Here is a 12,741-nt window from a genome sequence, read left to right on the forward strand (position 1 = left end):
ACCGGTCGACCGGGTGGGGAGGGTGCGCGGAAGCGGCACGACGACCTGCTCGCCGTGGTGCGCAGCGCCCGTGCCGAGGCGGTCCGCGTGGCCGCGGCCGGACGTGCCGCACGGGCCGGTCGGGACACCGGCACCGACGGGTGAAGCTGGTCACCTCCCCGGCACGCACCGCGGTGCGGCGGGCTAGTCTCGCGCCGTCGTCCGGTACCCGCGGTACGGAGTGGGACTGGAACGAGCTTGGGAGTTTGCGCATGAGCGTCCGGTGGGAGACGCGATGACCCGCCCCGCACGACTGGCGGTGGGCGTCGTGTCGGCGGGCCGGGTCGGCAGTGTCCTGGGGGCGGCGCTGGCCCGCGCCGGGCACACCGTCACGGCCGCGGTCGGGGTGTCCGACGCCTCGGTGAAGCGCGCCGAACGACTGCTCCCCGGGGTGCCGCTGCGGCCGCCCGACGAGGTGACCCGTGACGCCGACCTCGTCCTGCTCGCCCTGCCCGACGACGCGCTGGCGCCGATGGTGCACGGCATGGCCGGCGCCGGGGCGTTCCGCGCGGGCCAGATCGTCGTGCACACCTCCGGTGCCCACGGTGTCGCCGTGCTCGATCCCGCGGCGGAGGCGGGGGCGCTGCCGTTGGCACTGCACCCGGTGATGACGTTCACCGGCGCGTCGGAGGATCTCCAGCGCCTGGCCTCGTGCAGCGTGGGGGTCACCGCGTCGACGGACGACGAGGCCGCCTTCAACGTCGGTGAGGCGCTGACCATGGAGATGGGTGCCGAGCCGGTGCGCATCCCCGAGGCCGCACGCCCGCTCTACCATGCCGCGCTGGCGCACGGTGCCAACCACCTCACCACCCTGGTCGCCGACTGTGTGGAGCTGCTCTCCGAGGGCGGGGTCGCCGAGCCGGAGCGCCTGCTGGGCCCGTTGCTGTCGGCGGCACTGGACAACGTCCTCCGGCACGGCGACCGCGCGTTGACCGGGCCGGTCGCCCGCGGTGACACCGGGACGGTCGGCACGCACCTCGACGTGCTCGGCGACCGCGCACCGGACGTGCGCTCCACCTACACGGCGCTGGCGCACCGCACCGTGGCGCGGGCGAGCCGCGCCGGACTCCTCGGCGTCGCCGACGCCGCCGAGATCACCAATCTGCTCGACGACGGACGTGAGACCCAGTGACGACACCACCACCGACGCCGACGTTCACCCGGGGCGAGGTCAACGTCTACCGCACCCCGGAGCAGGCGGCCCGGGTCACCGGGGCCCTGCGCTCGGTCGGCCGCAAGGTCGCGCTCGTGCCCACGATGGGCGCGCTGCACGAGGGGCACCGTGAGTTGCTGCGCCGGGCGAAGCGGCTGCCGAACACCGTCGTGGCGGCCTCGATCTTCGTCAATCCGCTGCAGTTCGGCGAGGGCGAGGACTTCGACGCCTACCCCCGGACCCTCGATGCCGATCTCGACGCGCTCCGCGAGGAGGGGGTGGAGATCGCGTTCATCCCGCGGACCGAGGACCTCTACGCGCCCGATGCGTCCGTCACCGTGCACCCGGGCCCACAGGGCGACGAGCTGGAGGGTGCGGCGCGTCCGGGGCACTTCGCCGGGGTGCTCACGGTCGTGGCGAAGCTGTTCAACATCGTGCGCCCGCACTACGCGCTGTTCGGGGAGAAGGACTATCAGCAGCTCGTGCTCATCAAGCGGATGGTGCGCGACCTGAACATGGACACGCACGTGATCGGCGCGCCCACGGTGCGCGAGCACGACGGCCTCGCCCTGTCCTCGCGCAACGCCTACCTCGCCCCGGCGGAGCGGGAGCGGGCCGCGACGTTGTCCGCCGCGCTCACGGCCGGGGCGCACGCCGGTCCGGGAGGTGCCGACGCGGTGCTGGACGCCGCGCGGCGCACGCTCGCCGCCCGCCCCGAGGTCGAGGTCGACTACCTGGAACTGCGCGGGCCCGAGCTCGGTGACCCACCGGTGGACGGGCAGGCCCGGTTGCTGGTCGCCGCCCGGATCGGCGGGACCAGGCTGATCGACAACGTCGCCGTCCGGCTGGGCGAGGTTCCCGACGACGACGGGAACGGCGGCGACGACACCCCCGACCACGCCGTCGGCGACCTCGCCGGGGCGAGCGCCGAGAGCACCGACGGGACCGGCGTCCGCGGGGACGCCGGGGTATAGAGGAGCCGGTCATGTATCGCACCATGCTGAAATCGAAGATCCACCGGGCGACCGTGACCCAGGCCGACCTGCACTACGTGGGGTCGGTGACGGTGGACCGGGCCCTGATGGAGGCCGCGGACCTGCTGCCCGGCGAACTGGTGCACATCGTGGATATCACCAACGGCGCCCGGCTGGAGACCTACGTCATCCCCGGTGAACGCGACAGCGGTGTGCTGGGCATCAACGGTGCCGCCGCGCACCTGGTGCATCCGGGTGATCTGGTCATCCTCATCGCCTACGGCCAGATGGACTCCGCCGAGGCCGCCGCCTACGAGCCGAGGGTCGTGTTCGTCGACGGCGACAACCGGGTCGCCGATCTCGGCGCGGACGCCGGACGGGCCCCGGAGGGGTCCGGGCTGAGCAGTGGCGCCGTCCCGGCCGGCGCGGCGTGGTCGGCGGAGCCCGCGCCGCACGCGCATCGCGACGAGTTGTTGTCCGCGGAGCGGTAGGTGCTGCTGACCGTCGACGTCGGAAACTCGAACATCGCGCTCGGCCTGCACACCGGGCAGGGTGAGCAGGCCGGGCCGGTGCGGGACTGGCGGATGCGCACCGATCCGCAGATGACCTCGGACGAGCTCGCGCTGACCATCCGGGGTCTGCTGGGGTCGGATGCCGACCGGATCACCGGGATCAGTGCGCTGTCCACGGTTCCCGTGGTGCTGCGGGAACTGCGGACGATGTTCGAGCGCTACTATCCCGATGTTCCCCGTGTGGTGATCGAGCCGGGTGTCCGCACCGGCGTGCCGTTACTGGTGGACAATCCGAAGGAGGTCGGCGGCGACCGGCTCGTCAACACGCTGGCCGCCCAGCACCTCTACGGTACGGCGTGTGTGGTGGTGGATTTCGGCACGTCGACCACCGTGGACGCGATTTCGGCGAAAGGTGAGTTTCTGGGCGGGGCCTTCGCCCCCGGGATCGATATTTCGGTCGACGCCCTCGCCTCCCGTGCGGCGGCGTTACGCAAGGTCGAGCTGGTGCCGCCGCGCTCGGTCATCGGCAAGAACACGGTGGAATGTCTCCAGTCCGGCATTCTCTACGGCTTCGCGGGGCAGGTCGACGGACTCGTCCGCCGGATCACGGCCGAGTTGGATCCGGTTCGTACCGGTCCGGTCGAGGTGATCGCGACCGGGGGACTGGCGCCGCTGGTGGTGAACGAGTCCGAAACCGTCACCCGGCATCTGCCGCACCTGAGCATGGTGGGGCTCCGGCTCGTTTTCGAGCGCAACACCGTGCGCGGGCGGCGTTCCGGCCGTGGGTGAGTGAATACCGCCCCCGGCGGGTCGTGGTGCGGTCGGATCCGGGGCGGTACGCGGTGTCCGTTCCGGGGCGCCGTGCCGGGCGCGTCGTGCGGCTCGCCTCCGCACGTGCTCTCCGGTCCGCAACCGGGCGGCCGTGCGGATCCGGGTCGCACCGCCGGGTGCACCCCGCTCGGGCGCGGTGTGGCAGACTTCGTCAAGATCACGTAACGGTCCCGTGGACGAGCGCCCGGTGTGCGTATTCCCCGCGAGTTCTCCCCGCACGAATGTGTCGGGTCGCATATGCCGTCGCAACACAATCCGGGGGATGATTTGCGTTATTCCGCCGCGGCGGGTAACAATATCCTCGGTCGAGGTTTTCGGCTCGGGCGTGGGCACCTCGTGATCTTATGACGGCTCAGTGCAGGAGGAAAGATGGCGCAGAAGGTCCTTGTCTCACTCGTCGACGATCTGGACGGATCGGAGGCCGAGGAGACGGTTCAGTTCGGTCTGGACGGCGTCAGCTACGAGATCGATCTCTCCACGGAGAATGCGGAAGAATTGCGGGACGCCCTCGCCCAGTACGTCGAGCACGCCCGCCGGGCGGGTGGGCGCAAGCAGCGGCCCCAGACGCGGAGCTCCGCGAAGGCTCCCGCGCGCTCGGTGGCCGCCGACCGGGAGCAGAATCAGGCGATCCGGGTGTGGGCCCGCAAGAACGGGTACGAGGTCTCGGACCGGGGGCGGATCCCGTCCGAGGTCGTGGAGGCCTACCACCGGCGCAACTGAACGTGTGCGTCCCGCGGCCCCCGGTGTTCCCGCCGGGGGCCGCTTTCGTGTGCGGTGGCGGCGCGGCCCGGGGCGTTACCGGGACGCACCGGGCGCGGTTGTGCGGCGGTTCGGGCCGAACCCGCGGGGATCGGGGTTAGTATTGCCTCACCTTACCGACCGGCGGCGGTCGTGGCCGCGGACCGGCCCCCGGGGCGGGTGCCGACCGGTCGTCGAGGGGGCTCCGGGGCGTGTTCGCGGGGAGCGGACAGCGGATTCCGGTGGAATGCACCCGGGCCCGCGCACGTTGTCCAATACGTCAGCTGCCAGCAACGAAGTCGACTGACTGTCCGTCCCCGAGAGGCGCGCGACCTTGGTCGGGCGGGTCCAACCCGCCCCAGTGGTAGGCCGACACGTGCGTCCGGCTACTACAGTGGTCTCACGGTGCCGGGCTCACCCCGGTGGGTCGCCGGACTCCGGTGAGATCGGGCCGCCGGCGCAGCAGTCGAGGGAGTGGGAATGTTCGAAAGGTTCACCGACCGCGCGAGGCGGGTGGTTGTCCTGGCCCAGGAAGAGGCCCGGATGCTCAACCACAACTACATCGGCACCGAGCACATCCTCCTGGGCTTGATCCACGAGGGTGAGGGTGTCGCCGCCAAGGCGCTCGAGTCGTTGGGTATCGCGCTGGAGGGTGTCCGCCAGCAGGTCGAGGAGATCATCGGCCAGGGCCAGCAGGCCCCCAGCGGGCACATTCCCTTCACGCCGCGTGCCAAGAAGGTACTGGAGCTGTCCCTGCGGGAGGCGCTCCAGCTCGGCCACAACTACATCGGCACCGAGCACATCCTGCTCGGCCTCATCCGCGAGGGCGAGGGCGTCGCCGCCCAGGTGCTGGTGAAACTCGGCGCGGACCTCAACCGGGTGCGTCAGCAGGTCCTGCAGCTGCTGTCCGGCTACCAGGGCAAAGAGCCCGCGGAGGCCGGGGCCGGCCGTGGCGAGGGCACCCCGTCGTCGTCGCTGGTGCTCGACCAGTTCGGGCGCAACCTGACCGCCGCCGCGCGGGAGGGCAACCTCGACCCGGTGATCGGCCGGAACTCCGAGATCGAGCGGGTCATGCAGGTGCTGTCCCGGCGCACCAAGAACAACCCGGTGATGATCGGTGAGCCCGGTGTCGGCAAGACCGCCGTCGTCGAGGGGCTCGCGCAGAACATCGTCAAGGGCGAGGTCCCGGAGACGCTCAAGGAGAAGCAGCTCTACACCCTCGACCTCGGGTCGCTGGTGGCGGGCTCGCGCTACCGCGGTGACTTCGAGGAGCGGTTGAAGAAGGTCCTCAAGGAGATCAAGACCCGCGGCGACATCATCCTGTTCATCGACGAGCTGCACACGCTCGTCGGCGCGGGTGCCGCCGAGGGCGCGATCGACGCGGCGAGCATCCTCAAGCCGATGCTGGCCCGCGGCGAGCTGCAGACCATCGGCGCGACCACGCTCGAGGAGTACCGCAAGTACATCGAGAAGGACGCCGCGCTGGAGCGCCGGTTCCAGCCGATCCAGGTCGGCGAGCCGTCGCTGGAGCACACGATCGAGATCCTGAAGGGGCTGCGCGACCGGTACGAGGCGCACCACCGCATCTCGATCACCGACTCCGCCCTGGTCGCGGCCGCGTCCCTGGCCGACCGCTACATCAACGACCGGTACCTGCCGGACAAGGCGATCGACCTGATCGACGAGGCGGGCGCCCGGATGCGGATCCGCCGGATGACGGCTCCGCCGGACCTGCGCGAGTTCGACGAGAAGATCGCCGACGTGCGCCGGGACAAGGAGTCCGCCATCGACGCGCAGGACTTCGAGCGTGCCGCCCGCCTGCGCGACGAGGAGAAGACGCTGCTCGGCCAGAAGTCCGAGCGGGAGAAGCAGTGGAAGGACGGTGACCTGGACGTCGTCGCGGAGGTCGACGACGAGCAGATCGCCGAGGTCCTGGCCCACTGGACCGGGATCCCCGTGTTCCGGCTCACCGAGGAGGAGACCACCCGTCTGCTCCGCATGGAGGACGAGCTGCACAAGCGGATCATCGGCCAGGAGGACGCGGTCAAGGCCGTGTCGCAGGCCATCCGCCGTACCCGCGCCGGGCTGAAGGACCCGAAGCGCCCGTCCGGCTCGTTCATCTTCGCCGGCCCCTCCGGTGTCGGGAAGACCGAGCTGTCCAAGGCGCTGGCCAACTTCCTGTTCGGTGAGGACGACGCGCTCATCCAGATCGACATGGGTGAGTTCCACGACCGCTACACGGCCTCGCGGCTGTTCGGTGCCCCTCCGGGGTACGTCGGCTACGAGGAGGGCGGCCAGCTCACCGAGAAGGTGCGCCGCAAGCCGTTCTCCGTGGTGCTGTTCGACGAGATCGAGAAGGCGCACCAGGAGATCTACAACACCTTGCTGCAGGTGTTGGAGGACGGGCGGCTCACCGACGGCCAGGGCCGCACGGTGGACTTCAAGAACACGGTGCTGATCTTCACCTCCAACCTGGGCACACAGGACATCTCCAAGTCCGTGAGCCTCGGCTTCACCTCGGGTAGCGACGAGGAGACGCGCTACGACAAGATGAAGCAGAAGGTCAACGAGGAGATGAAGAAGCACTTCCGGCCGGAGTTCCTCAACCGGATCGACGACGTCATCGTCTTCCACCAGCTCACGCGGGACCAGATCATCGAGATGGTGGACCTGATGACCTCGCGGGTCGAGGAGCAGCTGAAGGGCCGGGACATGGCTCTGGAGTTGACCGACAAGGCCAAGGCCCTGCTGGCCAAGCGTGGGTTCGACCCGGTGCTCGGTGCCCGGCCGCTGCGCCGGACCATCCAGCGCGAGGTCGAGGACCAGCTCTCGGAGAAGATCCTGTTCGGCGAGGTCCAGCCCGGGCAGATCATCATCGTGGATGTCGAGGGTTGGGAGATCGGCGAGTCGCGCGACGAGGACGCCCGGTTCGTCTTCCGTGGCGAGGCCAAGCCGATGGACGTCCCGGACGCTCCCCCGGTGAGCATCGCCGCCGCGGGCGAGGAGTCCGGCAACGAGAACGAGAACGAGTGACGGACCCACTCGCCGACACAACCGCATAGTCGACACCAGCGAAGGCGCCCCCGGACCGACCGTGTCCGGGGGCGCCTTCGCCTGTGTGGCCGGGCGGACGGCGCAGGCCGCTCCGGCGGGGGCGCGGCGGCTCTGGAAAGCTGGATGCGTGACCGCCACCGAGGACGCCGGGGACACCGTCAGCATGTCCGGGCCGACGCCGGGGCGGGACGGCAACCGGATCCTGCTGATCGTCCTGGGTGCGGCGCTGGCGGGACTGTTCGTGTTCGCGGTGCTGCGGCTGGTGGTCTCCGGGGTGCTCGGCGTCGACGGCAACCGCTACACCGCCGCCGCGCTCGCGCTCACCCCGTTCGCCGTGCCGTTCGGGGTGGTCCTGGCGGTGCTGGCGTTCGTGGGCCGACAGCGGCTGATCGGTGTCGCGTCGGCGTTGTTGGCGCTGGCGCTCGTGGTGCCGCTGGTGCCGAGGGTGGTGGTCGACGGCGGGCCCGCCGCCGACGGGCCCGGGCTCCGCGTGCTCGCGTTCAACATGTACTTCGGCGAGGCGGACGCGCGGCGCGTCGTCGACCTGGTGGCCGAGCACCGGGTGGACGTGCTCGTGCTGACCGAGCTGGAGACCGACACGGTGCGGGCGCTCACCGACGCCGGACTGCCCGAGCTGCTCCCGCACCGGATCTCCCGGCCCGGCGCGGGCGGGGTGGGCTCCGCGCTGATCTCCCGGTATCCGCTGACCGGGGCCGAACTCGCGGGACCGTCCACGTTCGAGCAGCCCGCCGCCCGGATGCGGGTCGACGGCGTCGCCGTCGAGGTGGTGGCGGTGCACCCCGTCCCCCCGGTCACGGACGCGCGCACCTGGCGCTCGGAACTCGGCGCCCTGCCGGAGGCGGACCCGGACGGCGCCGTGCGCGTCCTGGCGGGTGACTTCAACGCGACCGCCGACCACGCGGCGTTCCGCGACCTCGTGGCCACCGGCTACGTCGACGCCGCCGAACAACGCGGCCGCGCGTTGGTCCCCACCTGGCCACGCGACCGCTTCGGCCCACCCGTCACCCTGGACCACGTCCTCGTGGACACCCGCGCCACCGTCGACCACTACTCCACCCACGACATCCCCGGCAGCGACCACCGCGCCGTCCTCGCCCACCTCCGCCTGCCCACCCCCACCGCGGGTGTGCCGTGAAGGGCACATTTGCTGCGTGTGACGCAGTGAATGTGCCCCTCGCTGCGTGTGATGCAGGGAAAGTGCCCCTCACGACACACCTGGTGACGCGCGGGGTCAGGACAGGCGGGTGTCGATCTCGCGGAGGGCGCGGAGGGCGGGGAGGGGGAGGGAGACGCCGCGGCCGTGTCGGATCTCCGGTTCGCGGAGGTTGATGCGGATCAGCGTGCCGCCCGCCGCGCTGGCCAGTTCGGCGTGCCTGCGCACCGTCGGCACCGCCGTGCCCGCGCCGATTTCGACCACGACGAGGCCGGGGTGCTGTCGGCGCCACCGGGCCAGCTCGTCGAGCTGGGGCTCGCTGCGGTCCGCCAGCCAGTCGCCGTCGCCGAACATGAGGATGTTCGGCCGCGCCGGGGAACCGCACTCCGGGCAGGACGGCAACGGCGGTCGCGCCCGCATCGTCTCCTGGTCGACGTCGACCTCGACGTCGTCGGCGGGCCAGATCCCCGCGCCGCAGTGCGCGAGGCACTGGAGGTGGTGGATCGAGCCGTGCACCTCGGCCACCCCGCCGAACCCGGCGCACTGGAACTGCCCGTCCACGTTCGAGGTGAACACGCGCACCCCGCCGGGCAGCCGCCCGCCCCACTCGCGCAGCAGCCGGAACCCGTCGTGCGGTTCGGTCCGCCGGTACAGCTGCAACCGGTGGCCGTAGAAGCCCCACGCCAGTTCGGGATCGTCGGCGAAGTGCGCCGGGTCGGCCAGCTCCACGAACCGCAGGCCGAGCCGGGCGTACGGCGGGTACGCACGCCAGAAGCCCTCGTCGCCGCGGAAGTCCGGCAGTCCGGAGTCGACCCCCATCCCCGCGCCCGCACACACGAGCAGCGCCTCCGCGTCGCGGATCCACTCCGCGGCGCGGTCGAGCTCCTCGGCGAGACCGGGGTCGATCACCTCCGAACCGGCCGCGGCGTCGGACTCCCCGCTCACTCCCGCTCGCCGGGGACGGAGCTCTGCACCACCTCGAACTCCAGCAGGCTGGCGCCACTGGCCACGGGCTTGCTCCGCTCACCCGAGTGGGCCTCGCGGGCGGGCCCCTGCGCCCACGCCTGGTAGTCCTCCTCGGAGGCCCACTTCGTGTAGACGAAGTAGCGGTCGTCGCCGGAGACCGGGCGCAACAGCTCGAAGCCGAGGAAGCCGGGCTGGTCGTCCACGGCGTGCAGCCGCGCGGCGAACCGCTTCTCCAGCTCCTCCCCCGCGCCCTCGGGGATCGTGATCGCGTTGATCTTCACAACTGCCATACCGGCCACCGTAGCGGCTCGATCCGGCGGACGCGCACGGCGACGCACCCGGCCGGCGGCCGCGTGGGAAGCACACCCGTACCCGGACCGGCGCCGCGCCGCGGCGCGTGCGGCGTCAGAGGTACTCGTCCGCGGGTTGCTGCGCGCCGCGGAACCAGGCGTCGAAGAATCCGCGCAGGTCCTTCCCGGAGATCCGCTCGGCGAACTTCTCGAACTGGGGCCAGCGCGCGTTGCCGTCGGCGTGTTCGGCGGGCCACTCCCGCAGTATCCGGTCGAACGCCGCGTCGCCGACCTGCCTGCGCAGGGCGTGCACCGCCAACGGGCCCTTACCGTAGACGGCGCCGAACTCGTTGCCCGCGCCCATGTCGTACAGCGGCCGGGACCAGAAGTCGTCGTTGCCGCGCAGCCGCTCGATCTGTTCCGCGTAGTGCGCGTCGAGGTCGGCGCCCCGCCGGTGTTCGGCCCACAGCCAGGTGGCGTAGCTGGCGAAGCACTCGTTGAGGCAGATGTCGGCCCACGAGTGCAGCGACACCGAGTTGCCGTACCACTGGTGCGCCATCTCGTGGACCACCAGGTCCACGTCCGGCTCCGGCGGGTAGGTCGGCGTGCCCTGCGTCTCCAGGGCGAACCCGGTGTTCTCGTTCAGGTAGATCCCGCCCGCGGTGCTCGCCGGGTAGTCGCCGAACCGCTCCTCCAGGAACGCGACGACGTCGTCGACCCGCCCGGCCACGTCCCGGGCGTCCCCGGTGCCCGGCGCGAAGGCGTTGCGCACCGGGGTGCCGTCCGGTAATTCGCCGCGCTCGACCGTGAACCGGTCGACGGCGAACACGGTGAGGTAGCTGGCGACCGGGTCGGGCTCGTTCCAGGTGGTCGTCGTCCAGCCGTCGTCGGTGCGCTCGCCCTCCTTGCGGCCGATCGACACCGCCGTCCAGTCCTCGGGCACCCGGGCCGTCAGTTCGAAGGTGGCCTTGTCCCGGGGATGTTCGTTGACCGGGTACCAGTACGACGCGGACCGTGGCTCCCCGAGCACGAACGCCCCGCCGGAGGGGGTCCCGGACCACCCTTCGCCGAGGGAGTCCTCCGAGTCCCCCCGGACGGGCTCGCCCGCGTAGCGGACCCGGGCCTCGAACGTGTCGCCGTCCCCCAGCCTCTGCGCCGGGGTGACGACCAGTTCGCCCTCGTCGGCCCTGCGGTGCTCGGCCGGTTCGCCGTCCACCTCCACCGAGGAGACCTCGAAGCCCCGGAGGTCGAGGTTGAACCGATCCAGTGCCCGGGTGGCGCGGGCGGTCACGGCCGTGTCCCCGTCGAGGTGGCCCTGCTCCGGGTCGTAGCGCACCGTCACGGCGTAGTGCCGGGCGTCGTATCCCCCGTTGCCCGCCGTGGGATAGTAGTCGTCGCCGATGCCGGGAGCCCCGTGCGCGGCCCCGGCGGGCGCGTCGGCGCCGGTGGTGTCCCCGTCACCCGGATCGGGTTCGGGGGCCGTGCAGGACACGAGGACGGAAACGAGCCCGCACAACGCGACGGCACCGGCCGTGCGTGGGTGCCGGCCGCCCCGGAACGCCTGGGAGACCATGAACGGACCCTATCCCGCACCCGGGACGGAATCCCGGGTCGTCGACTTCGGCGGGCACGGGACCCCGATCGTTCTGCTGCACGCGCTGATGGGGCGGGCCCGCACCTGGCGGTCGGTGGCGCGGTGGCTGAGGCCCTACGGGCAGGTGGTCGGGCTCGACGCGCGGGGACACGGCCACGCCCGGAACCTGCCGGTCGGACGCACCGAGGACTTCGCCGCCGACGTGGCCGAGCTGGTCACGGAGCTGGGGGAGGGGCCTGCCGTCCTCGTCGGTCACTCGATGGGCGGGTTGCACGCCCTGGTGACCGCCGCGACCCGCCCGGAGCTGGTGCGCGCCGTCGTGGTCGAGGACATGGCGCCTGACCTGCGGGAGCTGTCGGTCGAGACGTGGCGCGGCCACTTCGACTCGTGGCCGGTGCCGTTCGCGTCGCCGGAGCAGGTGCGCGAGTTCTTCGGCCGTGCGGGGGACTACTTCGTCGAGTGCGTCGAACGGCGCGACGACGGCTACCACCTGATCGCCGATCCGGACGACCTCTACGCCGTCGCGGAGGAGTGGACCCGGCGCGACTTCCGTCCGTACGTCGACGCGGTGCGGTGTCCGGTGCTGGTGATCGAGGCGGGGGACTCGGCCATGCCGCCGGGTCAGCAGGCCGAACTCGCCGCCCGGGTCCCGGGCGGGCGGCACGTCGTCGTCCCCGGCGCCGCCCACATGGTCCACGACGACGCCCCGGACGAGTACCGCGGCGCGGTCGAGGCCTTCCTGTCCGGCCGCGGGTCCGGGGAGGTGGGCGCTCGTCAGAGCGACAGGTTGCTCTGATGCTTCTGCACCCGTCGTGCGAACTCGGGGCAGCCCGCCGCTTCGAGCTGTTGTGCTAGCGGCGCCCGGCCATGTTTCGCGTACCAGTACCGGGTCTGCTCCCGGGTCACCTCCGCGACAATCTCCGATGCGCTGTCGTCCGCGAGGACGAAGAAGGCATCCGGGAAGAGGACCTCGTACGGCAGCAGGTCCGCGTCGACGCCCTCGCCGACGAAGCCGTGGTCGCCGGTCAGAACGATATCCGCGGCGCAGGCGAGGGCGGCCGCGTGGACGTGCCGGTCGTCAGGGTCAACACCCTGGAACGAACCGTCCACGACGAAATCCTCCACACGTCCACCCTCGAAGGTTTCGGCGATCCGCCTTCTGATCGCGTTCGTCTTCTGCCCGGTCCAGTCGGGATGCTTCCGCCGGAGCCGGTAGAGGACTTCGGCGAGGATGTCCTCCGTCCAGTGCACGGTGTACAGCTGTCCCCGTGGAGACAGGTAGATCAACGCCAGCCAGTCGCGCAGGGTCCTGGAGTACAACACGTTCGCGTCGACGAGAACCCGGAGCGTCATCGGCACAGGCTAGAACGCTCGGTGGCCGTGCGGGCACGGGGCCACCCCGGTGGCTCCCGTAAC

General features: G+C 71.5%; 12 protein-coding genes. 8 read left to right on the forward strand and 4 right to left on the reverse strand.

Annotated elements, in window-relative coordinates:
* Nucleotides 1-262: 262 nt before the first annotated feature.
* The 7 genes from SACPADRAFT_RS0219905 to SACPADRAFT_RS0219935 all read left to right on the forward strand — a co-directional run bounded on the left by SACPADRAFT_RS0219905 (nt 263) and on the right by SACPADRAFT_RS0219935 (nt 8,457).
* Nucleotides 263-1,171, forward strand: a complete 909-nt coding sequence (locus SACPADRAFT_RS0219905; protein ID WP_084258524.1) for a Rossmann-like and DUF2520 domain-containing protein — start codon at nt 263-265, stop codon at nt 1,169-1,171.
* Nucleotides 1,168-2,166, forward strand: a complete 999-nt coding sequence (gene panC, locus SACPADRAFT_RS0219910; protein WP_007023126.1) for a pantoate--beta-alanine ligase — start codon at nt 1,168-1,170, stop codon at nt 2,164-2,166. Before SACPADRAFT_RS0219905 ends, panC begins: the two co-directional genes overlap by 4 nt.
* Nucleotides 2,167-2,177: 11 nt before the next feature.
* Nucleotides 2,178-2,657 (forward strand): aspartate 1-decarboxylase, encoded by a 480-nt coding sequence (gene panD / locus SACPADRAFT_RS0219915; RefSeq protein ID WP_007023125.1) that lies wholly within the window; start codon nt 2,178-2,180, stop codon nt 2,655-2,657.
* The gene (locus SACPADRAFT_RS0219920; protein WP_007023124.1) at nt 2,658-3,467 is read left to right on the forward strand and encodes a type III pantothenate kinase; all 810 of its coding nucleotides are present in this window, start codon (nt 2,658-2,660) and stop codon (nt 3,465-3,467) included.
* 411 nt (nt 3,468-3,878) lie between these two features.
* The gene (locus tag SACPADRAFT_RS0219925; protein WP_007023123.1) at nt 3,879-4,229 is read left to right on the forward strand and encodes a histone-like nucleoid-structuring protein Lsr2; all 351 of its coding nucleotides are present in this window, start codon (nt 3,879-3,881) and stop codon (nt 4,227-4,229) included.
* 498 nt (nt 4,230-4,727) lie between these two features.
* Nucleotides 4,728-7,280, forward strand: a complete 2,553-nt coding sequence (locus SACPADRAFT_RS0219930; protein ID WP_007023122.1) for an ATP-dependent Clp protease ATP-binding subunit — start codon at nt 4,728-4,730, stop codon at nt 7,278-7,280.
* A gap of 148 nt (nt 7,281-7,428) precedes the next feature.
* Nucleotides 7,429-8,457 carry an endonuclease/exonuclease/phosphatase family protein gene (locus tag SACPADRAFT_RS0219935; protein ID WP_157577232.1) on the forward strand — a complete coding sequence of 343 codons (1,029 nt, stop codon included), beginning with the start codon at nt 7,429-7,431 and terminating at the stop codon, nt 8,455-8,457.
* A gap of 96 nt (nt 8,458-8,553) precedes the next feature.
* Here SACPADRAFT_RS0219935 and SACPADRAFT_RS0219940 read toward each other — a convergent pair whose 3' ends face one another.
* The 3 genes from SACPADRAFT_RS0219940 to SACPADRAFT_RS0219950 form a co-directional block, all read right to left on the reverse strand.
* Nucleotides 8,554-9,420 (reverse strand): SIR2 family NAD-dependent protein deacylase, encoded by an 867-nt coding sequence (locus SACPADRAFT_RS0219940; protein ID WP_007023120.1) that lies wholly within the window; start codon nt 9,418-9,420, stop codon nt 8,554-8,556.
* Nucleotides 9,417-9,731: an antibiotic biosynthesis monooxygenase family protein gene (locus SACPADRAFT_RS0219945; RefSeq protein WP_007023119.1), complete on the reverse strand. Its 315-nt coding sequence runs from the start codon at nt 9,729-9,731 to the stop codon at nt 9,417-9,419. The genes SACPADRAFT_RS0219940 and SACPADRAFT_RS0219945 overlap by 4 nt, the downstream gene beginning before the upstream one ends.
* 115 nt (nt 9,732-9,846) lie before the next feature.
* Nucleotides 9,847-11,304, reverse strand: a complete 1,458-nt coding sequence (locus tag SACPADRAFT_RS0219950; protein ID WP_051442520.1) for a M1 family metallopeptidase — start codon at nt 11,302-11,304, stop codon at nt 9,847-9,849.
* On the opposite strand from SACPADRAFT_RS0219950, the gene SACPADRAFT_RS0219955 reads away from it, so the two are divergent.
* Nucleotides 11,303-12,121 (forward strand): alpha/beta fold hydrolase, encoded by an 819-nt coding sequence (locus tag SACPADRAFT_RS0219955; RefSeq protein WP_007023117.1) that lies wholly within the window; start codon nt 11,303-11,305, stop codon nt 12,119-12,121. The genes SACPADRAFT_RS0219950 and SACPADRAFT_RS0219955 overlap by 2 nt on opposite strands.
* Here the strand turns inward: SACPADRAFT_RS0219955 and SACPADRAFT_RS0219960 are convergent.
* Entirely contained in the window at nt 12,100-12,678 is a 579-nt protein-coding gene (locus SACPADRAFT_RS0219960) for a PIN domain-containing protein (protein ID WP_007023116.1), read from the reverse strand. The genes SACPADRAFT_RS0219955 and SACPADRAFT_RS0219960 overlap by 22 nt on opposite strands.
* Between the last annotated feature and the right edge of the window lie 63 nt (nt 12,679-12,741).

Origin of the sequence: Saccharomonospora iraqiensis subsp. paurometabolica YIM 90007 (assembly GCF_000231035.2) — a bacterium.
GTDB classification, from domain to species: Bacteria; Actinomycetota; Actinomycetes; order Mycobacteriales; family Pseudonocardiaceae; genus Saccharomonospora; species Saccharomonospora paurometabolica.